Annotated in this window: 20 protein-coding genes; 15 read left to right on the forward strand and 5 right to left on the reverse strand. The window is 66.3% G+C overall.

Annotated features, from left to right (window positions below; all coding sequences use genetic code 11):
- Positions 1 to 3: 3 nt before the first annotated feature.
- The 3 genes from CRT60_RS21675 to CRT60_RS21685 are packed head-to-tail and all read left to right on the forward strand — an operon-like array spanning position 4 to position 3160.
- Positions 4 to 873, forward strand: a complete 870-nt coding sequence (locus tag CRT60_RS21675; protein ID WP_098738573.1) for a lysophospholipid acyltransferase family protein — start codon at positions 4 to 6, stop codon at positions 871 to 873.
- Complete coding sequence (locus CRT60_RS21680; protein WP_098738574.1) at positions 870 to 2051, forward strand: glycosyltransferase family 2 protein; 1182 nt, start codon at positions 870 to 872, stop codon at positions 2049 to 2051. The genes CRT60_RS21675 and CRT60_RS21680 overlap by 4 nt, the downstream gene beginning before the upstream one ends.
- Positions 2048 to 3160, forward strand: a complete 1113-nt coding sequence (locus CRT60_RS21685; RefSeq protein WP_098738575.1) for a sulfotransferase family protein — start codon at positions 2048 to 2050, stop codon at positions 3158 to 3160. The genes CRT60_RS21680 and CRT60_RS21685 overlap by 4 nt, the downstream gene beginning before the upstream one ends.
- 4 nt (positions 3161 to 3164) lie before the next feature.
- Here the strand turns inward: CRT60_RS21685 and mazG are convergent, their stop codons facing one another.
- From mazG to CRT60_RS21700, 3 genes are all read right to left on the reverse strand, one after another.
- Positions 3165 to 3974 (reverse strand): nucleoside triphosphate pyrophosphohydrolase, encoded by an 810-nt coding sequence (gene mazG, locus CRT60_RS21690; protein WP_098738576.1) that lies wholly within the window; start codon positions 3972 to 3974, stop codon positions 3165 to 3167.
- Positions 3975 to 4092: 118 nt separating this feature from the next.
- Positions 4093 to 5736, reverse strand: a complete 1644-nt coding sequence (locus CRT60_RS21695; RefSeq protein WP_098738577.1) for a sensor domain-containing diguanylate cyclase — start codon at positions 5734 to 5736, stop codon at positions 4093 to 4095.
- Between the two features lie 325 nt (positions 5737 to 6061).
- On the reverse strand, positions 6062 to 7048 hold the full coding sequence (locus CRT60_RS21700) for an AraC family transcriptional regulator (protein ID WP_098738578.1): 987 nt from the start codon (positions 7046 to 7048) through the stop codon (positions 6062 to 6064).
- 106 nt (positions 7049 to 7154) lie between these two features.
- Between CRT60_RS21700 and CRT60_RS21705 the strand changes: the two genes are divergently transcribed.
- The 11 genes from CRT60_RS21705 to CRT60_RS21755 all read left to right on the forward strand — a co-directional run bounded on the left by CRT60_RS21705 (position 7155) and on the right by CRT60_RS21755 (position 17155).
- Positions 7155 to 8324 (forward strand): MFS transporter, encoded by a 1170-nt coding sequence (locus tag CRT60_RS21705; RefSeq protein ID WP_098738579.1) that lies wholly within the window; start codon positions 7155 to 7157, stop codon positions 8322 to 8324.
- A gap of 182 nt (positions 8325 to 8506) precedes the next feature.
- Entirely contained in the window at positions 8507 to 8959 is a 453-nt protein-coding gene (locus CRT60_RS21710) for a MarR family winged helix-turn-helix transcriptional regulator (RefSeq protein WP_098738580.1), read from the forward strand.
- 92 nt (positions 8960 to 9051) lie between these two features.
- Positions 9052 to 9969 (forward strand): efflux RND transporter periplasmic adaptor subunit, encoded by a 918-nt coding sequence (locus CRT60_RS21715; RefSeq protein ID WP_098738581.1) that lies wholly within the window; start codon positions 9052 to 9054, stop codon positions 9967 to 9969.
- Positions 9970 to 9979: 10 nt separating this feature from the next.
- Positions 9980 to 12079 (forward strand): FUSC family protein, encoded by a 2100-nt coding sequence (locus tag CRT60_RS21720; protein WP_098738582.1) that lies wholly within the window; start codon positions 9980 to 9982, stop codon positions 12077 to 12079.
- Positions 12076 to 12285 carry a DUF1656 domain-containing protein gene (locus tag CRT60_RS21725; protein ID WP_098738583.1) on the forward strand — a complete coding sequence of 70 codons (210 nt, stop codon included), beginning with the start codon at positions 12076 to 12078 and terminating at the stop codon, positions 12283 to 12285. The genes CRT60_RS21720 and CRT60_RS21725 overlap by 4 nt, the downstream gene beginning before the upstream one ends.
- Before the next feature lie 58 nt (positions 12286 to 12343).
- On the forward strand, positions 12344 to 13696 hold the full coding sequence (locus CRT60_RS21730; RefSeq protein ID WP_098738584.1) for a sensor histidine kinase: 1353 nt from the start codon (positions 12344 to 12346) through the stop codon (positions 13694 to 13696).
- Positions 13693 to 14706, forward strand: coding sequence for an NADH-quinone oxidoreductase subunit B family protein (locus CRT60_RS21735; RefSeq protein ID WP_244592690.1), 1014 nt, complete (start codon positions 13693 to 13695; stop codon positions 14704 to 14706). The genes CRT60_RS21730 and CRT60_RS21735 overlap by 4 nt, the downstream gene beginning before the upstream one ends.
- Positions 14707 to 14710: 4 nt before the next feature.
- On the forward strand, positions 14711 to 16174 hold the full coding sequence (locus tag CRT60_RS21740) for a nickel-dependent hydrogenase large subunit (RefSeq protein ID WP_098738586.1): 1464 nt from the start codon (positions 14711 to 14713) through the stop codon (positions 16172 to 16174).
- Positions 16175 to 16302: 128 nt separating this feature from the next.
- Positions 16303 to 16578, forward strand: a complete 276-nt coding sequence (locus tag CRT60_RS21745) for a hypothetical protein (RefSeq protein ID WP_098738587.1) — start codon at positions 16303 to 16305, stop codon at positions 16576 to 16578.
- Positions 16575 to 16808, forward strand: coding sequence for a hypothetical protein (locus tag CRT60_RS21750; RefSeq protein WP_098738588.1), 234 nt, complete (start codon positions 16575 to 16577; stop codon positions 16806 to 16808). Before CRT60_RS21745 ends, CRT60_RS21750 begins: the two co-directional genes overlap by 4 nt.
- Positions 16805 to 17155, forward strand: coding sequence for a hypothetical protein (locus tag CRT60_RS21755; protein ID WP_143273340.1), 351 nt, complete (start codon positions 16805 to 16807; stop codon positions 17153 to 17155). Before CRT60_RS21750 ends, CRT60_RS21755 begins: the two co-directional genes overlap by 4 nt.
- A 169-nt stretch (positions 17156 to 17324) precedes the next feature.
- Here the strand turns inward: CRT60_RS21755 and CRT60_RS35785 are convergent, their stop codons facing one another.
- On the reverse strand, positions 17325 to 18173 hold the full coding sequence (locus CRT60_RS35785; protein ID WP_143273342.1) for a hypothetical protein: 849 nt from the start codon (positions 18171 to 18173) through the stop codon (positions 17325 to 17327).
- Between the two features lie 1179 nt (positions 18174 to 19352).
- Between CRT60_RS35785 and CRT60_RS21765 the strand changes: the two genes are divergently transcribed.
- Complete coding sequence (locus CRT60_RS21765; protein ID WP_098738591.1) at positions 19353 to 19574, forward strand: hypothetical protein; 222 nt, start codon at positions 19353 to 19355, stop codon at positions 19572 to 19574.
- On the opposite strand, the gene CRT60_RS21770 is transcribed toward CRT60_RS21765, so the two are convergent.
- Positions 19555 to 26586 (reverse strand): hypothetical protein, encoded by a 7032-nt coding sequence (locus CRT60_RS21770; RefSeq protein ID WP_098738592.1) that lies wholly within the window; start codon positions 26584 to 26586, stop codon positions 19555 to 19557. The two genes, CRT60_RS21765 and CRT60_RS21770, sit on opposite strands and share 20 nt — an antisense overlap.
- Positions 26587 to 26589 lie beyond the last annotated feature (3 nt).

The following is a 26589-nucleotide window of genomic DNA, read 5'->3' on the forward strand; positions in this document are numbered from 1 at the left end:
AGGATGATGGACGATCCGGTTGCGTTACGGTCCCGGCTGCTCTGCTGGTTCTTCGGCGGGGTCATGGCCCGGCGGCTGCGGCGCGGCTTCCATGCGGTGCGGCTGGCGCGGCCGGGCTGGCCCGCCCTGTCGCCGGATCGTCCGGTCATCGTCTATCTGAACCACCCATCCTGGTGGGATCCGGCGCTGCTGATCGTGATGGGCACCACCCGGTTCCGCGGCCGGCCGGGCTATGGGCCGATCGATACGAAGATGCTGCGCCGTTACCGCTTCATGCGCCGCATCGGCCTGTTCGGGCTGGATCCCGGCCGCGCCGGGGCCGTCTCCTTCCTGCGCAACGCCGAACACATCCTGAGCGACCCGCGCGCCATGCTGTGGATCACGGCGGAGGGCGCCTTCACCGACCCGCGCCGCCGGCCGGTGACCTTGCGGCCCGGCATCGCCCATCTGGTCCGGCGCATGCCCACCGCCCTGCTGGTGCCGCTGGCGGTCGAATACCCGTTCTGGGACGAGCGCACGCCGGAGGCGCTGATGCGGTTCGGCCATCCCTTCGAAGCCGCCGCCCTTGCCGGTCTGCCGGTGCAGGACATCGCGGCGGAGTTGGAAGGCCGGCTGGAGGCGGTGATGGACCAGCTGGCGCACGATGCGCAGAGCCGCGATCCGGCGCGTTTCCTGACGCTGATCGAGGGAACGGTCGGCGTCGGCGGCATTTACGACCTGTGGCGCCGGCTGCGCGCCCTGGCCGGCGGACAGGCCTTCTCTCCGGCCCACGGCAGCCGGGAGGAAGGTGGCCGGCAAGGGAGCAGCCGGCAAGGACCGGCGCGGCAGCAGGAGATGCGGCAGGAGATGCAGCAGGAGATCGAGGGCCCATGAGCGTCGTCGTCCTGATCGCCGCGCTGTCGCTGATCCTGGCCCTGCTGCCGCTGGGGCAGGGGATCGTGAACCTGTTCCTTTACCGCCGCCCGACCGCCGAACCGCCGCCGGACGCCGCCGTCAGCATCCTGATCCCCGCCCGCAACGAGGAGGCCGGCATCGCCGCCGCCGTCGACGCGGCGCTGCTCAGCCGCGGTGTCGATGTCGAGGTGGTTGTGCTGGATGACCACTCCACCGACCGCACGGCGGAGATCGTCCAGGCCATCGCCGCCCGCGACCCGCGCGTCCGTCTGGAGAGCGCGCCGCCACTGCCGCCGGGCTGGTCGGGCAAGCAACATGCCTGCCAGATGCTCGCCGGTCTGGCACAGTACCCGGTGCTGCTGTTCCAGGACGCCGATGTGCGGCTGTCGCCGACGGCGGCGCGCCGGGTCGGCGGTGCCCTGCTGTCGGGGGAATGCGGTCTGGTCAGCGGCTTCCCGCGCGAGGAGACCCGCACGCTGGCGGAAGCCCTGGTGATCCCGCTGATCCATTTCCTGCTGTTGGGCTTTCTGCCTATGGCGGCGATGCGGCGCTCGGCCGATCCACGCTTCGGCGCTGCCTGCGGCCAGCTGATCGCGGTTCGGCGGGATGCTTATCTGAAAGCCGGCGGGCATGCGGCCATCGCGACGTCCCTGCATGATGGGGTGACGCTGCCGCGCGCCTTCCGCCGGGCGGGGCAGGGCACCGACCTGTTCGACGCCACCGGCTTTGCCCGCTGCCGGATGTACCGCGGCTGGCGCGAGGTGTGGTCCGGCTTCTCCAAGAACGCGACGGAGGGGATGGCGACCCCGGCCGCCCTGCCGGTCTGGACGCTGTTGCTGTTCGGCGGCCATGTGCTGCCCTGGATTCTGCTCGGCTGGGCGGCGCTCCATCCGCTGCCCATTTCGGCCGTTATGCTGGCGGGGCTGGCGGTGATGGCCGGGCTGGTCTTCCGGCTGCTGCTGGCCGTCCGCTTCCGCCAGAGCGTCGTCGGCGCCCTGCTGCACCCGGTCGGCGTGCTGATCATGCTGGCGATCCAATGGTCGGCCCTGCTGCGCGCCCGCCATGGCAAGCCGTCGGAATGGCGCGGCAGGGCCTATCCGGCTGCACCAGGGCCGGGGTCTGAACCGGGGGTGAAACCAGGAGAAGGTGCTCCATGACGCCCTGGCTGCGCCGCCACGGCCACCGCATCTTCCACCCGCTGGCCGGGGCCGATGCCGCCACGCTGACGACGGTGCTGCGCGACGGCGGCGGTGTCGGGCCGCTGCACCTGCATCGCGTCGCGACCGCGCTGGGCGCCGCCGCGATCCGCGCACCGCTCGACCTGCTGGAGCGGCGGCGGGTGGTGGGGCTGGTCGGGCAGGGCAGGGCCGCGGGCCCGCCGCCGCTGTTCATCCTCGGCCATTGGCGCAGCGGCACCACCCATCTGCTGAACCTGCTGGCGCAGGATGAGCGGTTTGCCGCACCCGATCCGCTGGCGGTCGGCCTGCCCTGGGGCTTCCTCGGCCTGAATACCTTCTGGCGTGCGCGGCTGGAGGAATGGCTGCCGCCCGACCGCATCATCGACGCCATGCCGGTCGATCCGACCTCTCCGCAGGAGGACGAACTGGCGCTGGCCCTGATGCAGCCGCTGTCCTACTACCACGGCATCTTCTTCCCCAGGCACCTGCACCGTGCCTTCCGCCAAGGAGTGCTGTTCGAGGGGTGCCGGCCAAAGGCCATAGCGCTGTGGCGCCGGCGGATGGACCATTACCTGAGCAAGATGCAGATCCAGAGCGGCGGAAAGCGGCTGCTGATCAAGAATCCGGCGCACACGCCGAAGCTGGCGGAACTGCTGGCGATGCGTCCCGATGCCGTTTTCGTCCACATCCACCGCGACCCCTACGAAGTCTTCAGCTCCACCCGCCGCATGCTGCTGACCCTGCTGCGGGAGTTCTCGCTGCAATCCTACGACCCGCAGGCGGTGGACGATCTGGTGCTCGACCTCTACCCGGCGATGATGGCGAAGTTCGACCGCGACCGGGCGCTGCTGCCGCCCGGCCGGCTGGTGGAGATCCGCTACGACCGCTTCGTTGCCGCTCCGCTGGAGACGCTGGCTGGGATCTATGACGGGCTCAGTCTCGGCCCCTTCGCGCCGGTTCAGCCGAAAATGGAACGCTATCTGGCAAGCGTGCGCGATTATCGCCGTGCCCGTCACGATCTGGAGGATCCGGCCCGCCGTGCGGTGCGCCGCCGGTGGGCCTTCGCCTTCGACCGCTGGGGCTACTGACGCGTCAGGCTTCGCCGCGTTCCTCGCGCTTGGCCTGCTGCCACATGGCCTCCATCTCGTCCAGCGTGGCATCCTGTGGTTTACGCCCCTCGGCGGACAGCAGCGCCTCGATCCGGTGAAAACGGCGCTCGAACTTGGCGTTGGTGCCGCGGAGCGCCGTTTCCGGCTCCACCTTCATCCGGCGGGCGAGGTTGACCAGCGCGAACAGCAGGTCGCCCAGCTCGTCAGCCACCCGCTCCTGCCCCGAACCGGCGTCCATCTCGGCCCGCAGTTCCTGCACCTCCTCCTCGATCTTGTCGAGGATGTCGCGGGCGTCGGTCCAATCGAAGCCGACCCGTGCGGCGCGGTTCTGCAGCTTCAGCGCACGGGTCAGCGCTGGCAGCCCGGCGATGACGCCCTCCAGCGCCGACGGCGCCCGGCCTTCCTCGGCGGCCTTGGCCGCCCGCTCGGCCGCCTTGTGGTCCTCCCAGCGCGAGGTCTGCTGGTCCGACGACTTCACCTCCTCCGGTCCGAAGACGTGGGGATGGCGGCGGATCATCTTGTCGGTGATGACGCCGGCGACCTCGTCGAAATCGAACAGCCCCTCTTCGCGCGCCATCTGGCTGTAATAGACGACCTGGAACAGCAGATCGCCCAGTTCCTCGCGCAGGGCGGCCTTGTCATCCTTCTCGATGGCGTCGGCGACCTCATAGGCTTCTTCGATCGTGTGCGGCGCGATGGTGCGATAGGTCTGCTCCAGATCCCACGGGCATCCGCCGTCTGGATTCCGCAGCCGCGCCATCACGTCGAGCAGCCGGTCGATGTTGCGGGTCATGTCGTGCCGTCTCCGATTGCCGGGAGGTGAAAGTCCGCGACGATAACCGAGCGGAGCGGGCTGTGGAAGCGGTGAGGGCGGAAGCGGTGAGGGCGGACGCCGTTGCAGACCGGGCAACCTAGGCGGAGCCGGCGCCGGCCGCATCGACCGACGCCGTAACCGGACGCCCATGCAGGCCGACCTGCCCGCGTCCATTGCGCTTGGCGGCATACAATGCCTGGTCGGCATAGCGTAGGACCGTGTCGAAATCCGTGTCGTCGACCGGCCACAGCGCCATCCCGATGCTGCACCCGATGCCGATTTCCGCTTGCTCCAGCCTCATCGGAGCCGACAGCGAGGCGATGATGCGGGCCGCGACCTCCTGCGGCGTCAGCCAGTCGGCCTGCGGGAGCGCCAGACAGACAACAAACTCGTCGCCACCGAGCCGGATGACCTCGTCACCGTCACGCACGCAGTTGAGCAGCCGGCGCCCGACCTCCGCCAGCACGGCATCGCCGACATGATGCCCATGGCGGTCGTTCACCGGCTTGAAGCCATCCAGGTCGATGCAGAGCGCAGCCACCGTCGGGCGCCTGCCGGGCGGCAGGTCGGCCAACTCCCGAACCCTGGCTTCGAGGTAGCGGCGATTTCCCAGGGCGGTGAGTTGATCCTTGTAGGCGAAGCCGTGCAGGGTGGCGCCCATATCGTGGATCGCCTGGGCGGCGTTTCCCATCTCCCGTGTCCGGAATCCGGCTGCGGCATTCTTCGAAACGGAATCGATCCGCCCCGCCGACAGGTCGGTGGCGGAGCGCTGAAGATCACGCAGCCCGCGCAGGACAAGGACGTCGAGCAGGAACCAGACGCCGGCAACGATGGTCGCGACGACGCCGGCCAGGATCGCGATGCCCCACATGATCTTGCGGTTCACTTCGTCGAGGACGAGATCGCGCGGCACCCCGACAGCGATCCGGCCGCCGGTGTCCGTCAGCTTCGCAAAGCCGATGATCCGCGGCTGCTCTGCGAAGCCGGGACCCTCGACGATCCCGCGGTCGGCCTGGAAGATCGCGCGGGTGACCGGATGGTCGGCCACGTGCCTGCCAACCAGGGCGCCCGGCCCCGGTTCCCGCGCCAGGATGGTTCCCTGGGCGTCGAACAGGGTCACCGTGGTGCCGGGAGCCTCCGCAGCCTCCCTCGTCAGGTCGCCGAGCCATTTCAGGTCCAGTCCCGTCAGCAGAACCGCTTTGACCGTTCCATCCTCATTGAGCAAGGGCAGGGCGGCTGCCAGAAGCGGCTTGCCGGATGCGCGTCCGATACGGAAATTGCTGGTGCTGAATGACTTCGTGGCCAGCGCCAGCATGACGTAATCCTGATCGGCCACTGTCGTCACCGGGCTGTTGCCAAGCCCTGTCCGGCAGAGAATCCGGCCGTCAGGGTCGGCGACAGCAAAGCCGGTGCTCCAGGGCTGGAACGCCATGGCCCTGCGCAGGGGCGGGCCGCAATCCTCGGCCCCGTCCCCCCGGACTTCGGAAATCAAAGCCAGCGTCTGCAAGGTCTCGCGAACCCGGGCGATGGCATCGGCCTGCTGGGATGCGCCTTGCTCGGCAAGCATCAGAACACGTTGACGGGCATGTTCGATGTCGGCGTTCCATTGCTGCAGGTAGAGCGACAGAACAAGACCGACCAACGGCAAAAATGCGGTTACGATAAAAATTTCGAGTCGGACACGCAGACCCATACCGCCCCAGATATTCATTATGGATTTTTTTACAGACCCAATGAACATGTCATTTCCAGAACGGCAGGAGTATTTCGATGGTCGAGCTTCAAAACACCACAGGTAAGCGGTCCAGCAAGAAGACTGAAGTTACAGTTGCGCCAAAGCGTCCACGGTCCGAAGGGACGCACCGGAACCCTCCATGGAGCCGGTTGAAGAGACCGTATGCCTTCGGGATTTCGGAAATGCCAGTTCTTCTTGTTAAATCGGCTTATGCTTGATGCAACCCGGCCATGCCATCGAGACTTTGGCCGATCATTGACATCCTTTCATTGCAATAGACGGGAATTTTAACTTTTTACGCGTATAAAACACATAACAATCATTATGGAAATTATATCGACGGGCCGGGCGATCTGTTGCGGGCGGCTCCCGGCGGTTGTCCCGTCACCCGTTTGAAGGCGCGGCTGAAGGCGGCCTGCGAGCCGTAGCCCAAGCGGTAGGCCGCGGTCTCAATCGGCATGTTCTCGCGCCCGATCCATTGCGCGGCGAGCCGCATCCGCAGTTCGGTGACATACTGGAGCGGCGTCATGCCGGTAACTGCCAGAAAGCGTTCGGCGAAGACGGACCGCGAGCTGCCCATTTCGGCGGCCAGCTGGGCGACCGTCCAATCGCGTCCGGGATCGCGGTGAAGCGCTGCGATGACACGCCCCAGCCTGGGATCGCGCAGCGCCTCCACCCAGCCGCGGGCGTCGCCGCAGCCGCATTCCACCCAGCCGCGCACTATGAAGGCCGACACGACGTCGGCCAGCCGCGCCAGGATCCCGGCGAAGCCGGCGCGTTCGGTCCGCGCCTCCCGTTCCATCGCCTCCAGCATCGGAAGGATTTCCGGATAGCGGTCGAGCAGGGTGCCGACGAGCATCACCTCCGGCATGAGGCCGATCAGCGGATGCATGGCGCCAAGGTCGAATTCCATGCAGCCGCTGAAGATCACCGTGTCCTTGCTGCGGCAGGTGTCCGCCGGACAGGACTTGATGCTGCCGACCGTTTCACACAGCGCCGCCTCGTCGAAGCCGCCCAGATCCAGCCCCTGCCCGTCGGCATCGGAAACCAGATCGTGAACACCACCCCGTGGCAGCAGGACCGCATCGCCGGCGTGCAATTCATGCAAAATCCCCGTCTGACCGCGCAGGATGGCGGTTCCGCAGGCCACAAAATGGAACTGCGCCCTGCCCTCATCCCCGCCGAAACGGATGCCGAACGGCGGAGCGAACTGCATCCGGCGGTACCTGACGCCGTAAAGCCGCATGCCGAGCAACAGCTCGCTGACGCCATCACGCGGTGGAGGTGCGGAGGGTTGTCTGGCGGTGGATAGGGGCATATCCAGACTTTCGATCAAAAACTACGGACGGTATGGCATGGATCGTCCGGCCTTTCAAGCTTAGCCTGCAACGCAGCAAAAACACCTTCGAACGAGGGAAAGAGACATGAGTGATGTGATGAAGCCGGCCTGGGGCGCGGTTTTCGCGATGTCCATGGGTGTGTTCGGGCTGGTCGGAGCGGAGTTCCTGCCCGCCAGCCTGTTGACGCCGATGGCGGCGGATCTCGGCGTTTCGGAAGGGCTGGCGGGACAGGCGGTGACGGCCACCGCGGCCGTTGCGCTGGTGACCAGCCTGCTGATCGCCACGGCGACCCGCAGGGTCGACCGGCGGATCGTGCTGCTGGCGTTTTCCGTGCTGCTGATCGCCTCCAATCTGGCAGTCGCTTTCGCGCCGAACCTGCCGGTCCTCCTGGTCGGGCGCGTGCTGCTGGGCATCGCGATCGGCGGTTTCTGGACCATGGCCGCGGCGACGGCGATGCGGCTCGTTCCGCCCGAACTGGTGCCTCGCGCCCTGTCGATCATCTTCAGCGGCGTGTCGGCGGCAACGGTGTTCGCGGCCCCGCTCGGCAGCTATGTCGGCGGGTTGATCGGCTGGCGGCCCGTCTTCCTGCTTGGCGCCGTCCTCGGGCTCCTTGCCCTGGCGGCACAGGCGGCAACGCTTCCGCGCATGGCGCCGAGCGGAGATGCGCGGTTGCGCACCCTGCTCGACGTGCTGACGCGGCCGGGTGTCGGCATCGGCATGCTGGCCGTGGTCCTGGTCTTCACCGGGCATTTCGCCTTCTTCACCTACATCAGGCCATTCCTCGAAACAGTGACCAGCGTCGGGCTCGACGGCGTGTCCGGCATTCTCCTGGGCTTCGGACTCGCCAACTTCGTCGGAACCGCGCTGGGCGGCATGCTGCTGGAGCGCAACATGCGCCTGACGCTGGTCGCCATGCCGCTGCTGATGGCGCTGCTCGGGCTGGGGCTGGCAAGCATGGGCGGCACACCGGCCATCGACACGGTGCTGGTGACGCTGTGGGGTCTTGCCTTCGGGGCGGTTCCGGTGGCGTGGTCGACCTGGATCACCCGTGCCGTGCCCGACGAGGCGGAGAGCGCCGGCGGCCTGATCGTCGCCGCGGTGCAACTCGCCATCGCCACGGGCGCCGCGGCGGGGGGAGCCATCTTCGGTGTCAGCGGCGTGACCGGGGTGTTCACCATGGCCGGAACGGTGCTGCTGATCGCCGTCCTGACCATCCTGCTCGGCGTCCGCACACGGACGGTCGAGGCCGCCTGAGCATCGCATCCCCAACCGATACGTCCGGAGGGGAGCGATTTCCCGGCCCCGCCGGTCGCCACGCAGGCGACCGGCGGGGCCGTCATGTTTTTGCACTGCGGCAATCCAGCCATGCGGCGATCGGGGCCTCAGGACCACACCTGCCTCTTGCCGGATTTAGATAGCAAACCTATTAAATAGGAATGCTACAAGATAAGGCTCTGCGCCTCCCCCCGAATTTTGGCCTGCACCTGTTCCGCGCCTCCCATCTGTGGCGGCGGGCGGCGAACAAGGTGCTGGCGGACAGCGGCTTTTCCGCATCGGCCATCACGCCGCTGATGCTGCTGGCCGAACTCGGCGACGGGTTGCGCCAGCGCGAGCTGGCAGAGGAAATGGGCGTCGAAGGCCCGTCTCTCGTGCGTGTGCTCGACGGGCTGGAAAGTGCGGGGTTGCTGGAGCGGCGCGAGGATTCCTGCGACCGCCGGGCGAAGACCCTGCACATGACCGACGCCGGCCGGCACCTGCTGATGCAGGTGAACGAGGCGCTGAACGACGTCCGCCAGCGCCTGATGGCCGAAGCGGCGGAGGCCGATGTCGAGGCCTGCTATCGCGTGCTTTCGATCATTGAAGCCAACGCCAAGCGTGAACAGACCTGATCGTGCCGTGTTCTCCGGGGATGCGCGCCATGGCCGGTTCCGGCCGCGGCGACCTCCGGTCGCATCGGTGCGGTGATTGAGGAACCAAGATTGTGACACTCTTTCCTTCCTTCCGGACGGTGGTCCGGATCGCCGTGACCCTATTGGTGACCGTGGCGGCGGCCGGCAGCGGGCTGTGGCTGTGGGATTATTACATGAACGAGCCCTGGACCCGTGACGGCCGCGTCCGTGCCGACATCGTCCAGGTGTCCCCCGACGTCGCCGGTCTGGTGACCGACGTCCGCGTGACCGACAACCAGCTGGTCCGCAAGGGCGACCTGCTGTTCGTCGTCGATCCCGGACGCTACAAGCTGGCGGTGGAGCAGGCCCAGGCCAACCTCGACAGCGCCAAGGCGGAACTGGCCTACCGCACCGCCGAGGCCCGCCGGTACGAGCAGCTGGGCACCAACGTCGTCTCAACCGCCCAGAAGCAGGAGGTGGCGTCGGCCATGTCGAAAGCCGCCGCCGCCGCCAAGCAGACCGAGGCGGCGCTGGACCTCGCCCGCTTCAACCTGGAGCGGACGGAGGTCAAGGCGACGGTCGACGGCTATGTCACCAACCTCCAGATGAAGGCCGGCAACTATGTCGCCGCCGGTCAGGCGGTGGTGGCGCTGATCGACAGCCACTCCTTCTATGTCATAGGCTATTTCGAGGAAACCAAACTGCCGCGCATCCATGTCGGTGCTCCGGTCTCCGTCCGCATCATGGGGGCGGGCGCCGATCTGCGCGGCCGGGTCGACAGCATCACCCGCGCCATCGTCGACCGCGACCGGGCGGAAGGCAGCGGGCTGCTCGCCAACGTCAACCCGACCTTCAACTGGGTCCGGCTGGCCCAGCGCATCCCCGTGCGCATCGCGCTGGACGAGGTGCCGGACGGCCTGCAGCTGGTCGCCGGCCGCACAGCGACCGTGTCGGTGATCGGGTCTCCCGACAGCGCGCCCAAGGTTGCCCAGCTGCCGGCCGGGCAGTGAGCGCACGGCCATGCCAAAAGCATCTTCCTGGGCCCCATCCCTGAACGAGCTGGTCTTCTCGCTGAAGTCCTTCGCCGCCTCCATGCTGGCGCTCTACATCGCCTTCGGCATGGGGTTGCCGCGGCCCTTCTGGGCGATGCTGACCGCCTATGTGGTGTCGAGCCCGCTGTCGGGAACCGTGCGGTCGAAGGCGGTGTACCGCGTCGCCGGCACGGTCGTCGGCTGCATTGCCGCCATCGTCCTGACGGTCGAACTGGTCAATGCGCCGGAACTGCTGTCGCTGGCGGTCGGGCTGTGGGTCGGCGGCTGCCTGTTCATCTCGCTGCTGGACCGTACGCCGCGCAGCTATGCCTTCATGCTGGCCGGCTACACCGCCGGCCTGATCGTCTTCCCCGGCGTCGCCAATCCGGAGGCCATCTTCGACACTGGGCTGGCCCGGGTCGAAGAGATCATCCTCGGCATCGTCTGCGCCACCGTCATCCACAGCGTCATCCTGCCGCGCGGCATGGGGCCGGTCCTGCTCGGCAAGCTCGATGCCTCGCTGCGCGATGCGGAACGCTGGACGCTCGACGCGCTGGAGCAGGTCGCCACCGACGCGCGGCTGCGCGACCGCCACAAGATGGCGACCGATCTGACCGAATTGCGGGTGATGACCACCCACCTGCCCTACGACACCTCCAACCGGCGCTGGATGACCCGGCCGATGCGGGCCTTGCAGGACCGCATGGTCTATCTACTGCCGGTGCTGACCGCCGTGCATGACCGGTTGGGCGCGTTGCGCCGCCCGGATGGCGCGATGCCGCCGGATCTGGCGCCGGTGGTGGCCGCGGTCCGCGACTGGATCGCCGCCGGTGCCGCCGCCGATCCGGCGGACGCCGCCCGGCTGATCGATCGGCTCGACCGGCTGGAGACGGCGGAGTCCTCGCAGGCGACGGACGGCTGGGAGGCCGCGACCCGCTTCAGCTTCATCCGCCGCCTGCGGTCGCTTGTGGAAATCCACCGCGATTGCCGGGACCTGCGGGCGCACTTGGCAACCGGCGACCAGGCCCTGCCCGACCATCTCGATCCGCTGGCCCGCAAGCGCTCGCGCGGCGTCTTCCACCTGGATTACGGGATGGCGGCATGGTCGGGGGCGGCGGCCCTGCTGGGCATCACCAGCGTCTGCGCTTTCTGGATCCTGACCGGCTGGTCGTCCGGATCGGCGGCGGCGATGATGGTGGCGGTCTTCACCTGCTTCTTCGCGTCCTTCGACGATCCGGTGCCGGGCATTCGCCTGTTCCTGGTCTACACGATGGCCTCGCTGCCGCTGTCCGCCTTCTACCTGCTGGTGGTCCTGCCATCCTTCGACAGCTTCCCGATGCTGGTGCTCTGCCTGGCGCCGACGCTGGTGACGCTTGGCATCTTCGTTGCGCGCCCGGCGACGATGGGCAAGGCGATGGCGCTGATCTTCGGCGTCGGCGGCTCGCTCAGCCTGCTCGACACCGGCAACGGCGATTTCGCCTCCTTCCTGAACAGCAGCACCGGGCAGATCGTCGGCATCGTCGGCGCCATGCTGGTCACCCGCATGTGCAGGTCGGTCGGTGCGGCGTGGAGCGCCCGGCGCCTGCTGCACATCGGCTGGCGCGAGATTGCCGACATGGCGCGGACACGCGGGGTACCGGCCAATGACGGCTTCGAAAGCCGCATGCTGGACCGCGTCGGCCTGCTGTCCGCCCGGCTGGCGCAGGCCGGCGGGTCGGTGGATGTGGACGCCATCGATGCGGTGCGCGACCTGCGGGTCGGGCTGAACATCGTCGAGCTTCAGCGGGCACGCCCGGTGCTGGGCCGTGCAGGCGAAGCGGCGCTGGACCGGCTTCTGCGTGGCGTCGCCGTCCATTTCCGCGCCCTGTCGGCCAAACGACCGGACCCGGCGCCGGCCGAACTGCTGGGCAGCATGGACGAGCTTCTGTCCGCCATAAGCACCGCCCCGCCCTGCCCCGAGCGCGACCGTGCCGTGGTGGCGCTCGCCTCGCTGCGGCGCAGCCTGTTCCCGGTTGCGGCCCTGCAACCGCCGCCATTGGCCAACGAGGAGATCCCTCCGACGATGCATCAGGAAAGGGCACGCGCATGATCGGCGAAATCGATGTCTACGGCCTGTTCCTGCCGCCGCTGCTGATCATGGCCGTGGTCGCCTGGGCGGTGTCGGCGCTGTTGCGGCGGGGGCTGCGCGCCATCGGCGCCTATGGCTGGGTGTGGCACGCGCCGCTGTTCGACTTCGCGCTCTATGTGCTGGTGCTGAGCGGGCTCGCCGGCCTGTGGTCGGTCTGGTCGGCCTGACCCGTTCCGGCTGAAATCGTCCACACCGCGAGCCATCCGGCATGCTAGTCTGGCCGCCATGACCGCCCCCCTGTCGCAGCCCTTCTCCATCCCCGGCATCCCGTCCGATGCCGACGCCGAGAGCGCCTGGATCGACGTGATCCGGAAGATGGACGAGACCTACGCCAATCTGGTGACGCAACAGGTGGAGCTGGAGCGCAAGAACGCGGAGCTTGAGGAGGCGCAGGCCTTCATCGCCAGCGTTCTCGGCTCCATGACCGACGTCCTGATCGCCTGCGACCGCGATGGCCGGATCGAGCAGACCAACCCGGCGGCCGAACGGGCGCTCGGCTGCGCCGGGCGCGACCTGACGGGGCGGCCGCTGCGCGATTTCCTCGACCCGGCTTTCCATCCCGCCTTCGCCCGGCTGTGCAGCGCCGCCCTCCAGCGCGAGGAGGTCAGCGATGTCGAGCTGTCGCTGCGCGGCCCCACCGGCCCCTTCCCGGTCGCGGTCAACAGCACGGTTCGCTACGACCAGCGCGGCCATGCCATCGGGCTGGTTCTGGTCGGCCGGCCCATCGGGGAATTGCGCCGCGCCTACCGCGACCTTGCCGCCGCCCATGAAGGGCTGAAGCAGACCCAGCAGCAGCTTGTCCATTCCGAAAAGATGGCGTCGCTCGGCCGGCTGGTGGCGGGGGTGGCGCATGAACTGAACAACCCGATCTCCTTCGTCTACGGCAACGCCCATGCCATGCGCCGCTATGTCGACCGGATGACCGCCTATCTCGACCGCGTGCATGACGGCGCCGCGGCGGCCGAACTGGCGGGCTTGCGCAAGGACCTGCGCATCGACCGCGCCCGTGCCGATGCCGCAGCGACGCTGGACGGCATGCTGGAGGGGACGGAGCGGGTGCGCGACATCGTGGCGGAGCTTCGCCGCTTCTCGTCGGAACAGAAGCACGCCTCGGAACGCTTTGATCTGACCGGACTTTTGCGTTCCGCGGTTACCTGGGTCGCCAAGGCGCAGATGCCCGACCTGACCGTCGTCTTCGACCTGCCCGACACGCTGGACATTGCCGGCCATCCCGGCCATCTGCATCAGGTCGCGATGAATCTGGTCCAGAACGCCATCGACGCCATGGCCGGCGCTGCGGTCAAGCGGCTGGAACTGCATGGCCGGGAAGAGGCTGGGACGGTCATCGTCACCATCCGCGACACCGGCCACGGCATTCCCGAGGCGATCCTGGCCCGCATCTTCGATCCCTTCTTCACCACCAAGCCGGTCGGCAAGGGCACCGGCCTCGGCCTGTCGATCAGCTACCAGCTGGTGCACGACCATGGCGGCGCGCTGTCCGCCGCCAACCATCCGGACGGCGGGGCGCAGTTCACCCTGACCCTGCCGGCCGCCGGTCAGCGCGAAGGAGCCGCATGATGAGAGAACGCCCGCTGTCGGTGCTGTGGCTCCAATCGGGCGGCTGCGGCGGCTGCACCATGTCGCTGCTCTGCGCCGAATCCCCGGATTTGCCGATGCTGCTGGAGACCGCCGGCATCCGCCTGCTCTGGCACCCCAGCCTGTCGGAAGAGACCGGGGCGGAGGCGGTCGAGCTGTTCGAGCGCATCCTGTCGGGGGCGGAACCGCTGGACGTGCTGTGCGTCGAGGGATCGTTGCTGCGTGGGCCGAACGGCACCGGCCGCTTCCATGTTCTGGCGGGGACCGGCCGGCCGACCATCGATTGGGCGCGCGATCTGGCGGCGGTCGCCGGCACCGTGGTCGCCATCGGCACCTGCGCGGCCTTCGGTGGCATCACCGCGGGCGGCGAGAACATCGCCGATGCCTGTGGCCTTCAGTATGAGGGCACGCAGCGCGGCGGCGCCTTGGGTGCGGAGTTCCGCGCACGGGAAGGCCTGCCGGTGATCAATGTCGCGGGATGTCCAACCCATCCGAACTGGGTGACCGAAACGCTGATGCTGCTGGCTGAAAACACCCTCACAGCCACCGACCTCGATCTCTACCAGCGTCCGCGCTTCTACGCCGACCATCTGGTCCACCATGGCTGTCCGCGCAACGAGTATTACGAATACAAGGCCAGTGCGGAGAAGCCGTCCGATCTCGGCTGCCTGATGGAGCATATGGGCTGCCTCGGCACCCAGGCGCATGCCGACTGCAACACCCGCCTGTGGAATGGCGAAGGCTCCTGCACCCGTGGCGGCTATGCCTGCATCAACTGCACGGCACCGGGATTCGAGGAGCCCGGACATCCGTTCCAGCAGACGCCGAAATTCGCCGGCATCCCCATCGGCCTGCCCACCGACATGCCGAAGGCGTGGTTCGTCGCGCTGGCCTCCCTTGCCAAGGCGGCGACGCCGGAACGGGTGCGCCGCAACGCCGCCGCCGACCGCATCGTCGTCGCCCCCACCGTCCGCCCCACCCGGAAAGGCTGAACCGGTGAGCGAAGCGCCAAACCGCCGCCTGATCGTCGGCCCCTTCAACCGCGTGGAAGGCGATCTTGAAGTCCGACTTGAGATAACCGGCACAAGCGTTTCTGCTGCCTACGTAAACTCGCCGTTGTTCCGCGGCTTCGAGCGCATTCTGGAGGGGCGAGACCCGATGGATGCGCTGGTGGTGGCCCCTCGGATCTGCGGCATCTGCTCTGTCTCGCAGAGCCATGCGGCGGCGCTGGCACTGGCCGGCGTCATGGAGCTGGAGGTGCCGCGCAATGGGCTTCTGGCGACCAACCTGATGACGGCGACCGAGAATGTCGCCGACCATCTGACCCATTTCCACCTGTTCTTCATGCCCGACTTCGCCCGCCCCACCTACCGGGGCCGACCGTGGTTCGAGAGGGCGGAGGCGCGGTTCAAGGCGGCCCAGGGCGTTGCGGTGCGCAGTGCCACTGCAGCACGGGCGGAGCTGTTCCATGTGCTGGGCATTCTGGGCGGCAAGTGGCCGCATACCCTGACGCTTCAGCCCGGCGGCGTCACCCGTGCGGTCGATGCGCGCGACCGGGTGCGGCTGCTCGCCACCGTCCGCAGTTTCCGCCGCTTTCTGGAGGACAGCCTGTTCGGCGCGCCGCTCGACCGGGTGCTGGCCCTCGCCGGGCCGGAGGATTTGGAGCGCTGGCGCATCTCCGGTCCGGTCGGAGATTTCCGCCTGTTCCTGGAGATCGCCGACGATCTGGAGCTTGCCGGCCTCGGCCGCGCCTATGGCCGGTTCTTCAGCCACGGCGCCTATGTGGACCCGGAGGGCGGACATCTTTATCGCCGCGGCACCTTTGCCGACGGGCAGGACGGCCCCTTCGATCCGGATCGGGTGGCGGAGCATCACCGGTTCAGCCGCATGGCCGGACAGGATCGCCCGCATCCGCCCTTCTCCGGTTCGACCGTCCCGGACGGCATGGACGAGACCGGTTACAGCTGGTGCAAGGCGCCACGCCTGGATGGCCTGCCCTATGAGACCGGCGCCATTGCCAGGCAACTGGTGGACGGCCATCCGCTGATCCGGGCGCTGGCGGCACAGGATGGCGGTTCGGTGCGCAGCCGCGTGATCGCCCGTTTGCTTGAACTGGCCCGCACAACCGAGGCGATGGAAGGCTGGCTGCGTGCCATCGATCCGTCCGCCCCATGGTGTGCGGCTTCGGAAATGCCGGACAGCGCGCAGGCGGTTGGGCTGACGGAGGCGGCACGCGGGGCATTGGGGCATTGGCTGCGGGTTGAACGCGGGAAGATCGCCGGTTACCAGATCATCGCTCCGACCACTTGGAACTTTTCACCGCGCGACTTGGACGGAGTGCCCGGCCCTCTAGAAAAGGCTCTTGTCGGAGCGCCGGTTACGGAAGAAGAGCGCACACCAATTTCCGTTCAACACATCGTAAGATCTTTCGATCCCTGCATGGTATGTACGGTGCATTGAAAAATAAGTGTTTTGAATCAATGCGCTATAGTGACCCCTCCGAAACTTTTTCCAAAATTCATTCGGCAGCGGATTGACTCGCTCGTCCCACTGTTGTTCTCATCGCAAGGAACGCATGGAGAACAAAAATGGCCGACACCCCTGACGCAGCGCCGCCTTACCCATGGTCGCAAGAGGGGGAGCCAGTCCCGGATATCCACCTGCTCATCAGCATCGGAACCGCGCTGACGAAGCACAGCGGCCTTCTCACCACCCGCCGGGCCGATAGCATGACGCGAGAGATCATCGCCCGCGAAGTGATTGCCCATCTGCGGCGCTCCGGATACCGAATCACCTTCGGGCCGGGGGCACCCGAACACGGCACCCCGGCCGGCACGGCTGCTGGCGCCATGATCAAGCCATGACAGATCGCCGCCTCTTCGTGGTGGAGGATGCCCGCCGTCGAGTCGTGGCTTCCGCGCGCGATGCCGGTCAGGCCCGTACCATCGCCGCCATGATGCTGCTCGGCAGCCCTCACGCGCTGGAGCGGGACGCGCTGGTGGTGCGGGAGCCGGAAGAAGAAGAGTGTGCGGCCTTCGAGGCGTCCCGGCCGGCACGAGGTAGCGAGGCCGACCTTGGGGCGATCCAGCTGTGACGAGCGGCCCGACATTCGCATTTGGCTACCATGGCCAGCGAGGCCTGGAAGACTGGCGGCAGTCGGGTTGCCTCTATGTCGAGTTCTGGTGCCTTGCTTGTCCTCATATGGTGCGGGTCAGCATCGAGAGGCTGATCGGCAAGGCCAAGACGTCGACGCCGTTCGTGGAACTGGCGCGCAAAGCCCGCTGCTCGGCTTGCGGCCGGCGGGGCTGCCATGTTCAGCCGGCGGACCCACCGAAGCCAGAGCACCGCGATTATACGCTGTGGCTGATGTCCGAGATTGCGCGGCGGCGGGACTTTATCCTGCTGGCCGAAGCGGAGCTGAAAGAAATGAATGATGCCTGAACACAATGGCGCAACCGGCCCAGACCTGGCGCCCCATCTTTGTCAGGTCTGCAGCAAGTTAGGGAGACCTGGCCTGATCCCACCACCACCGATATCCGCTGATGGTGGATTCAATACATAAATTTCATGTTACCTAGCAATTTGCACGAAACCCGATCATTGTTTTATTTTATGAACTTTGTTCTTCTTTAAATAGGCCCTTTGATATTAATGATAGACTGTATTCTTTATTTCCACGCCAAGCAGAAAGAGCTACCGCATGATATTTGTACTTAATTCTGTAGTATTCTATGAGAGGTACTTCCCCTTCTATTGTGGAAACTTTTCCATATTCCTCAAGAAGTTTATCCATTTTATACATCATTAAAAGCACAGAGTTTATTTTGTTATCAAAATTGACCGCCGAAGACCCCCATTTCATTTCATTAATAGTAAGATTAAATGAATTACTCGCTGCGTTTTCTCCATGTTGATTCAGAATCTGATTGACTGTATAATATTCACCACCACTCCAAGAATCGGTTTTAACAGAAATTCTCTGTTCGTACTCAGATTCATATTGCTGCAGCGCTTGCATTATCTCTGTTTTCTTTGCTTCATTTTCAAAATGTCTTTTCTGCTGCACCGCAACTTCACGCGTCTCGCGCAACTCCTCACGGTTCTGCTGCAATTCGGTTATCTGGAGAGACACAGTAAAAAGAACGGCTATAAGACTCATGAACGACAATATCGGATTTAGAGAGCCACCAATGAAATCTCCGTACTGACCATAAGCAGCCCTAGCCTCCACCCCGTTTGAAGATGGTGGTTGAGCACTCACTGATGCATCGGAAATGTTTGCGGGCGGAGCAATATCAGAAAAGACGCTATTATACTCATGATAGGTTTTGTACATAAATATTGCTGCAATAATCACGAAAATCATAAGTGCTGCTTGCAATATAATATTTTTAACTTTCAAATTTCGGTCTCGTCGCTCTTCCTTAAGCCGATTTTCTGAAACAATTTCCTGCACCATGACTTGCAACCCACATAAGAATGAAGAAGGAATTTAATAACCGATTTGGACTGATAACTCAAGCTCATACAGCTCATAGCGGCATTAATTTTCTGTTTTAGCCGAATTGGTTATCGTCAACACTGTTTGAACTAAGTGGCTGACGGCTTGTAGAGTGCCGTTGCGAAACCCGACCCTATCAGAATCACCCAAGCATTTCGTCTCAACGCCCTCCCCCAACCAAGTCCACACGCCTGGCCTGGATCCTGTCCATAATCTCCAACGTCCGCCACGCGATAGCGAGCCGCCGGGCGATCCATTATAGCCCAAATGACAAAAAGCCGACCTTTGGGACGGCCTTCTCTGAGGCTAAAGTTATCCACAAGTTTCTTAGCGAATCACGCGTAATGAGGCGACTGCGCCGCTATAGTAGGAGCAGCAGTCGGGGCGATAGATGAGCCACCGCCCCGAACTGCCAACTGGAGGGCAAGAGGATGAAAGAGTTCCTCTCTTGCCTGATCCTGGTGCTGGAGATCATCAAGCGGTTGCTTGACCTTCTGCACTGAGACCGGGCGGGCGTGCCGGGGGTCGCATCCTCGGCACGCCTTCCCCGAAAATAGTCCTTTCCGGACTTTTGGCCAACGGATTTCCGTGACGCGGCGAAGTCACGAAAATGCACTCCCTCCCCTGCTGCGCGCAATGGTGGTAGGTTCAGCCCCTCATCGCCAAAAGGGGGAGTAAATGGGAACCTTCAGCATCTGGCATTGGATTAACGCTCTGCCTATCTTCTCGATAATCTCTATGATCTCGGTGGTTCCGTTTTGGCGCCTTTTCCGTCGAACCGGAATCCCTCCCATCCTTTCGATCTTCGCGCTGATTCCATTCGTCGCATTTTTCTATCTTTGGGTGGTCGCGTTCAAGAAGTGGCCTTCTGATACATGAACGAGTTCGCTCGCCCAGTGGACGAAACATCGTGGGTTGTTTGCTGACATCAGCCCACTCGATCAATGGGGAGGCTCGGAAGCGGGCCGCCCTTTTGCATTGCCTACCGCGCCACTCCCTTGACCTTCTCGAAAGTCCGGTAGGCCCCGAGGCCGAGCATCGGGACCAGCGACCGAATCCAAGTCGGTATCAGCGACCCACAATTCCTGCACCCTCACAATTCTGGACGCTTCCACCCTCCCCCGCCATGCTCCATCCATGCCCTGGTGGAGCGACCTCATATCCCGCCTCAGCCTCCGCGGCGCAATGGATGGCTGGGCGGCCCTGTGGACGGTCAGCAGCGCCTTGATCATGGGCCACCGTCTCGACCGCCACCTGATCCGCCGGCGATCCGCGCCGCCCTGGTACCGGCGTGACATGGGCGCAGTGGCAGGGCTGATCGTCGGCGTGATCCTGATCCTTATCGGCTGGACCTTGTGAAGGTCTCCTTCCGGCGCTTGTTCAGTTCGCCCATCTTCTCCATCAGACCCTCCATCTGCCGCTGATAGCCGACCTCGCTCAGCAGCCCGCGCTCCCGGTCCCGTCCAGCGCGGTGGGCCAAGGCCTCCAACTCCCGCTCCGTCTTATCGAACTCCCGCCCCCAGGCGGCGAAGCCGTCCTGCACATCTTGCGGCTTGATCTTGATGCCCACCGAGTTTGCCACCGCCTGCGGCACCGAATAGGGCCGGCCGGACCAGTCCCGCGCTCCGTCCATCGCATTGCCGATGCTCTGCCAGTACCATGACCCCGGCACCCAGGCGGCCGACGGCATCCAAGACCGATAGACATAGCCAGCCGCCTTCCCAGCCCGCTCGCCCGTCGTGTCCGTGTTCTTGTTGATGATGTCCTGACCGGTGAAGGCGGAGCGGTTCAGCAGCAGCTCGGCACCGATGGCCAGCGGTCCACCGGGCTGCATCCAAGACGGCACCGGGATCACCGATTGCCCCTGGCCCGTGTCGAAGACATCGCCGGCCGGTATCCACCGCCGCATGTCGAGGAACACCGGGTTGCCGTGCTGGTCATGGGTGGGCAGTCGCATCATGCGCGGCACCCCGGTCCAAGCCCAGCCCTGCTCGTTCTCCCGCAGGGAGCGGCGTTCCTCGTCCTCGTCACCGGGCGCCAGCGAGTAGGCCAGGGCGTTCAGCGCGTACATCATCGTGAAGTACTTCGCCATCTTCCACGGCCGGGTCGCCAGGGTGCGGGCGATCATCGGGGCGGCCCGATAGGTGTAGGAGATGAAGGGCAGGACCGAGCGGCGAGCTGCATTCACCCACGGCGCTCGGATGTCGTAATTCAGGAAGGTGTCGCGGGCATCCAGCGCCGCCTGTTCAGGCGATTGCCCCTGCTCCCGCCGGCGGAGGTAGAGGGCCATGCGGAAGAACTCGTCTTCCATCTGGTAGGCGCGCTGCATCGCGCCATCGGCAGCCTTCGCTCCCGACCAAAGCCGGTGGGCCAGCTTGCCGACGACACCGAAACGCGCCTGCGCCTCACCCTGCCCTCCTTGAGCCGCCCGCTCGATCTCCTCCAGGATCGGCTTCAGCACCTCCTCGCGAATTTCCTGGGCCAGCAGGTCGGAGCCGAAGGCGCCGTGATCCAGAGCCTCCCGATATGCGGCATCCCGCTTCAGCAGCGAGCGGGTGCCGCGCACGAGGTCGGTGGCCCGCACGTCGGCCATGTCCATGAACATGACGTTGGACATGATGTTGTTCATGTGGACGACCGGGGACCGGAAGGTCTTATTCGCCTTCCACTGCCGCAGCACCGCATCCCAGAAGCCCGGCTTCTGCATCGATTCCAGCTCGGCCATGTCACGCCAGATTTCCGCCCGCACGAACCGGCCGGACAGCGCGCCATAGCGCTTGGTGTCGCTCTTCGGGATCTTGGTGTCCGGCACCTTCACCCACTGGATAGCCGGGTCTGCCCAGAAGCGGCTGTATTCCCCGGCCTCCTTCCAGGTGGCGGACGGCGGCTCGTCCTTGCCGTCCCGCGACCATTCGGGACTGGCGGCGATGTCCCGGAAGAAACGGCCGGTCGAGAAATCGTGCGCCATCAGCATGTAGGTCTTGGCGACCGTGTAGCGGGCATCGACGATCTCGCCCATGGACTGGCGCTCGCCCTTGTCGAAGTCGCGCCACAGGACCGGCTTGCCGCCCTTCTCCCCGCGAACCTCCCAGACGCCGCGGTCCTGATAGCCCTCCATCTCCGTCGGGATCGCCTGCCCCTCCGGCAGATAGGCGCGGTGGAGCACCCGCGGCGGCTTGCCCTCCTCCGTCTCGGCCAGCTTGTCGAGGACCCGGAACTTCTGCCCCTTGGACGCCTTCAGATCGTCGGCGGAAAAGAGGCGGGTTTCGGTATCGACAATCCGGCCGTTCACGTCGGCCAGCTGGCCGTTGATGCGGTCGACCAGGGCGCGGGCGCGCTGCCCCTTCATGTTGAGTCGGGTCAACGCGACGCCCTGTTCGCGGGCTTGCCCCTTCTGGTACCGGTTGGGCTTCAGCACCACTGTTGCCCCACCGGGCCGCTTCAGCGCCTTGGCGTCCTCGCTGGTGTCCATCCGACGGCCGAGCGTCGCCTCCATCTCGTCGTGGCGCTCCTCGGTCCGGGCGAGCGCAAGCTCCCGCCGGCGCAGCAGCTCGTCCCGGCGCTTCTCCAGGGCTCGTAGCCGACCGGACCGCTCCCGCGCGGTCTGGGCTTCGTCGGTGTTGCGCATCAGGGTGCCGTGCGACACCTCCATGAACATGCCGCGGCCCTTGAACTGGTCGCCAACGATCTGCCGCCGACGCCCGGTCAGCTTCCGGTCCACCCAGGCGGTCAGGCTGCCCTGGTCGGCCTCATGCTTTGCATAGACCCGGTGCAGGTACTTGCCGCGGTTCCGCTCGAAAGCCTCCGGCGACAAAAGTCCAAGCTCCACCGCCTCCGCCCCCATCTGGTCGATGGCTTGCCGGATCGGGGCGGCGATACCTTTCCAGCGGGCGTCCGCCACTTCCTCACCGGTCAGCACCGCCTGGAGCGTCGCCATCTCCTCCGGCTTCACATCCTGATCCACCAGCGTCTTCATCAGCTCCGGCACCTTCGCCATGATGCGGCGCTCGTCGAGCTGGCGCTGCCGGTCCCGCTCGACATAGGCGGCGTCGAGGCCGTAGCGGTCGATCAGCCCGGCGCGGGCTCGGTGCAGGATCCCGTTCATCCATCCGAGCTTCCCGCCGTCGGCGAAGGTCGCCTCGGTGAGGATGCGGGCGGCTTGCTTGTTGATGTAGAGGCCCGGCTGCCACTCGTTGCGGCCATTGATGCCGCCGAACAGGTCGAAGGGGATGCGGGCGACGCGGTCGAGAGGCTGGGCGCCGGCCAGCTTCGCCATCAGGCCCCGCCGGGCTTCCGCCGCCTGCGGTGCGGGGTCGTCACGCTCGATGGAGAAGCGATCCCCCGGCGCACCGGGCACGAAACGCCCCTGCTCGTCGCGGGGTTGCATCTGGGCGTGGTGGGCCTCCGCCAGACCGCCCGCCATCGCTTCTCCTCCAGAGCGAGCGCCGATCTCGCCGCGGTCGATTGACCGGAACACGCTGTCGACGGTTCGGAAGCCCAGACCGCGCAGCGTCTGTCCGACGGCGCGAAGGAAGTCCCGGATGCGCTCCATCGCCGTCCGGACGAAGCCCTTGGCCTCGACGCGGCCGGCCTGCCACTCTGCGAACAGGTCGGCGACGCCCTCCTCGATCAGGCGGTCCGTCGCCTCCGGGCGGTCGCCCCAGCGGGTGAACTCCGGGTAGCGGGCGCGGACATCCGCCATGCGGGCACGATCCTGAATGACCGCACGCCGCAGCGCCGCCCACTCCGCCGGCCGGATCAGGTCGAGGTCGCGCAGCCCGTGGATCACCTCGTGGTCGAAGGTGAAGGTGCGGGAGTTGGAGTTCAGCGCCACCTCGATGACGCGACGACCGTAGCGACCGACGGCGTCATCCATCGGCTCGTTAGTGTCGCGGTCGCGGATGGTGTCGACCAGCTTCAGGCCGATGTGGTCGGCAATGCCGTAGCGCTGGAGGCGCGCTGCGAGGTCGGTCCCAATATTGGGCAGGGTCTGCTCGAAGGCGGGCGCGAGGCGGAAGCGGTCGCCGTCGTCCATCTTGCCGACGGCTTCATGAAGGGCGTCATAGAGGCCGCGATTGTTGTCCAGAAGACGGTCGAGCTGTTGCTCGGCCTTGGCCGTCGTACCGAACCGTTTCCGGCGGTCTCGGTCGGATTCCTCCGGCCCCCTCGCCGCGTCCGCCTCATCCTGGCGGCGGCGGTAATCCTGGACGCGCCGTTCCAGATCAGCCGACGGCGTCTCGCCCTTCGCGAGTAGCTGATACCGGTTGTAGGCCGCCCATTCAGCCTCCGAGACGCCCGCGCTTTTTTGCAGCCCGGCTGCCTGGGTATTGGATCGGGTCGCCTCTTCGCCCATCGCGCGGCTCGCGCGCACCGCGCCAACCATTGCCGGATCGGAAAGGAGGCGGTTGATCTCCGGATTGGTGGATGGTGCTTTAGCGCTTGCCACCTCCTCCGCAGCAGAACGCCGGGGCGGTTCGCCGAACATGTCGCTCTGCCCCCGGCCGCCGACATCGAACAACCCCTGGTCCGCCGCCTGCTGCCGCTTCTTCGGCTGCATCGGCTTCGCCATGGCGGCTTCGATGCGGTCGCGGTCGGTGACCGGCCGCAGGCCGTCGACGATGAACTGTTCACCCTGGTCGGTGCGCTCGGTGGCGCGGTTTACCGGAGTTTCGCCGCTTCCCGCTTGGCCGCGATCTTCGCCGCGGCGTCCATCCCCTCCGCGGCTTCGATCAGTCCCTTCCGGGTTGTCTCTGACACCCGCGGATTCGGGTCGGCCGCCTGCTGCCGCAGCGACGCCGCCTTCTTGCTGTAGTCCTCGCTGCTGCGCATCGGTGATGTCCTCGAATGGGAACGGATCGACGTCCGTGCCACCTTCCCGAATGTAATCCGCCTCTCGCTGGATCGCGAGCCGTTCCAGGGCCTCGACGGCGGCATCTTCATGGTCCAGCCCATGCATCGCCGCCTCGACGGCCTGTCGGTGCAGGTCTTCGGGCAGGCGAACGCCATACTCTTCCAGCACGGCGCGCACTCCAGCCTCGGCATCGGCGCGGCGTGAAGCCTCCTCGTCCATCTGCCGCCGGACGCGATCCTGCTGGGCAACATCCGCCTGCTGATCGAGCGGATAGACCTTGGCACCCCGGCCCTCACGATCGATGGCGTCCAGAAGGTCGGTGATTTCTGTGCGGCCAAAGCCCTCCGTCCGGTCGGAGGGTCGAATATAGCCCGCCTCCTCTACCAGCTCACGGGCGTGGTCGAGGGTCAGTCCCCTCGGCCGGACGAGCGCCCCCTGCCGCGGCAGGAACTGGCGCTTCAGGTCGAGTGCGCGAAGCTCTCCAGCTTGATCCTGGATGCCGCCCTTGCTGGCGAGGAACTCGAACAGACTGGGTGGGCGCGTCATGTCCGCCGGCTGGGCGGTGGGTTGGGCGCCATTCTCCACTGGCCGCAGCCCCCACCCACCCTCGACCTGCACCGGCTCAAGCGCCTGCCCCTTCAGGTCGGGGCGCGACCGGGCGGCCAGAGCCGCAGATTGCGGGGTGGAGAATGCGGTCCCGTCTTTCTTCAGGATCGGGGGCGGAGCTTGGTTGACGGCAGTTGCCGGCACCTGTTCGTATCCCGGCTGCGGCAACTGGCTGGCAATGCCTGGAAAATCGTCGGGCGCCTCCGCCACTTCTGCCGCTGCGCTTGATGCGGGCTGCGACCTTGGCGCAGCCTCTTCCCGCGGCATGAGGCCGGTCACATCGAGGGCGGGCGCAGCCGTGTTAATTTCCGCCGTCTCATTTGAGGGCGGGCGAGGCGGCGCACCTTCGGCGAGCTGCGGAACCGCAACGTCTGCCATCGACGCTTGGGCAACCGAACCCGACGGTTCGGCTAGTCTGTCAACCGGAGCGGCCTGATCGGCAACCGGGTGGGGCGCGGTGTCAATCGCTGGAGCCTCCAGCGGCATGGCCGGCTCGAATGGCGTCAACCCATCGACCGATTGCGCGGCCGGCGCGGTCACCGGATCGGCAGGACGGACGGGCTCCGCGGGCGGCGATACCACGGGCTCCGGTTCGGCGACCTGTCCCAGCAGCACCTCTGCCGGCACCGCCCCTTGTGGCAGATCGGCGACATTGGGCGCAGGCTCCATCGACGGCGCCGGTTTGGGCGCCAGCAGATCGTCCACGATGGAGCGCCCATGCGAGATCAGATCCGTGGGAATGGGGGACGCCACGTCGGCCGGGGTGACATTGGGTGGCGCCACCTCGACCGGATGGGCTGCCGCATGGCTGCGCAACGCCGCCACCTCGGCTGGCGCGCCGAATGCCTCGCCGACCATCTCGCCCAGCACCTGCCCCGGCTCGGTGATCCGCCCCTCGGTGGCGATCTGGGCACCGGCCTCACCGCCGGCACCCGCGGCACCCTGCGCGACGGTCTGCGCCGGGATGTTCAGCACCTCCCGCGCCAGCGTGCTCTTCACCCGCGCCGGCACCAGCGTCTTGCCGGCCAGGCCGCCGGTGGCGCCATCGACACCGCCGATGATGGCGGCCCTGGTCGCAGCGCGGTCGCGGACGCGGGTCATCAGCTCCGGATTGCGGAAGGCCTGCACCAGCGCCTGCTCGCTGCCGACATTCACCCCTTCCTGGGACAGCCCCTCTATCATCGACGACAGGTATTCCGTGCCGGCGGACGATGCGCCCATGGCGACCGCACCCGCGGCGGGACCGCCAAGGGTGCCCGCCACCAAGGCTGGCGCCATGGCCGGAAGGGACTGCAAGCCCACCGACCCGATGACGCCGAGCGGGTCGGACCAGAAGGCGCTCGCGGCATCGCCCCAGGTCTTGGCACCCATCATGCGCTGCGCCGCCGGGTTCTGCGGAATGTCGGCGATCCGCCGGCCGGTCTGGACCATGGAGCCTGCCGATTGCCCGATGTCGGCCTCCGCCTGGCGCCGGGCGGCCGCGCGCTGCTCTGGTGTCATCTGCTGGTAGCCGACCGGGTCGTCCATCTCCGGCACCGCCTCGCCGCGGTCGACGCGGTCCATCACGGCCAGCGAGCGGGCAGACATGTCGGCGCCAAGCCCGGCCACGCCCTGCTTTAGGCTCAGGACCCCGGCCGTCAACGGGTTCAGCACCCGGTCGGTGAAGGGCGTGTTGGCCCAAGCCCGGTCGGCTTCCGCAGCGCCATCCACCGGGATCGTGGATGAAGGAGGCGGCGTCTCCGCCCTCACCTTCTCCATGTCGAGCCCGCGTGACCCCTTTGCGGCCGGCTGCCGGTCCAGCGGCATAAGGCCGGATGTGTCCAGCGGGGTGAGACCCGACACGTCGAGGTCATTGCCGGCCGGAGTGAGGCCCGTGGTGTCGAGCGGGGTCAGCCCCGACGTGTCGAAGTCCATGCC

The organism is Azospirillum palustre, assembly GCF_002573965.1.
GTDB classification, from domain to species: Bacteria; Pseudomonadota; Alphaproteobacteria; order Azospirillales; family Azospirillaceae; genus Azospirillum; species Azospirillum palustre.

Bases quoted from the DNA above. Each gene is read 5' to 3' on its own strand.
- CRT60_RS21675 (WP_098738573.1), top strand. From the start codon at position 4: ATGATGGACGATCCGGTTGCGTTACGGTCCCGGCTGCTCTGCTGGTTC.
- CRT60_RS21680 (WP_098738574.1), top strand. From the start codon at position 870: ATGAGCGTCGTCGTCCTGATCGCCGCGCTGTCGCTGATCCTGGCCCTG.
- CRT60_RS21685 (WP_098738575.1), top strand. From the start codon at position 2,048: ATGACGCCCTGGCTGCGCCGCCACGGCCACCGCATCTTCCACCCGCTG.
- mazG (WP_098738576.1), bottom strand. From the start codon at position 3,974: ATGACCCGCAACATCGACCGGCTGCTCGACGTGATGGCGCGGCTGCGG.
- CRT60_RS21695 (WP_098738577.1), bottom strand. From the start codon at position 5,736: ATGTTCATTGGGTCTGTAAAAAAATCCATAATGAATATCTGGGGCGGT.
- CRT60_RS21700 (WP_098738578.1), bottom strand. From the start codon at position 7,048: ATGCCCCTATCCACCGCCAGACAACCCTCCGCACCTCCACCGCGTGAT.
- CRT60_RS21705 (WP_098738579.1), top strand. From the start codon at position 7,155: ATGAGTGATGTGATGAAGCCGGCCTGGGGCGCGGTTTTCGCGATGTCC.
- CRT60_RS21710 (WP_098738580.1), top strand. From the start codon at position 8,507: ATGCTACAAGATAAGGCTCTGCGCCTCCCCCCGAATTTTGGCCTGCAC.
- CRT60_RS21720 (WP_098738582.1), top strand. From the start codon at position 9,980: ATGCCAAAAGCATCTTCCTGGGCCCCATCCCTGAACGAGCTGGTCTTC.
- CRT60_RS21725 (WP_098738583.1), top strand. From the start codon at position 12,076: ATGATCGGCGAAATCGATGTCTACGGCCTGTTCCTGCCGCCGCTGCTG.
- CRT60_RS21730 (WP_098738584.1), top strand. From the start codon at position 12,344: ATGACCGCCCCCCTGTCGCAGCCCTTCTCCATCCCCGGCATCCCGTCC.
- CRT60_RS21735 (WP_244592690.1), top strand. From the start codon at position 13,693: ATGATGAGAGAACGCCCGCTGTCGGTGCTGTGGCTCCAATCGGGCGGC.
- CRT60_RS21745 (WP_098738587.1), top strand. From the start codon at position 16,303: ATGGCCGACACCCCTGACGCAGCGCCGCCTTACCCATGGTCGCAAGAG.
- CRT60_RS21750 (WP_098738588.1), top strand. From the start codon at position 16,575: ATGACAGATCGCCGCCTCTTCGTGGTGGAGGATGCCCGCCGTCGAGTC.
- CRT60_RS35785 (WP_143273342.1), bottom strand. From the start codon at position 18,173: ATGGTGCAGGAAATTGTTTCAGAAAATCGGCTTAAGGAAGAGCGACGA.
- CRT60_RS21765 (WP_098738591.1), top strand. From the start codon at position 19,353: ATGCCCTGGTGGAGCGACCTCATATCCCGCCTCAGCCTCCGCGGCGCA.
- CRT60_RS21770 (WP_098738592.1), bottom strand. From the start codon at position 26,586: ATGGACTTCGACACGTCGGGGCTGACCCCGCTCGACACCACGGGCCTC.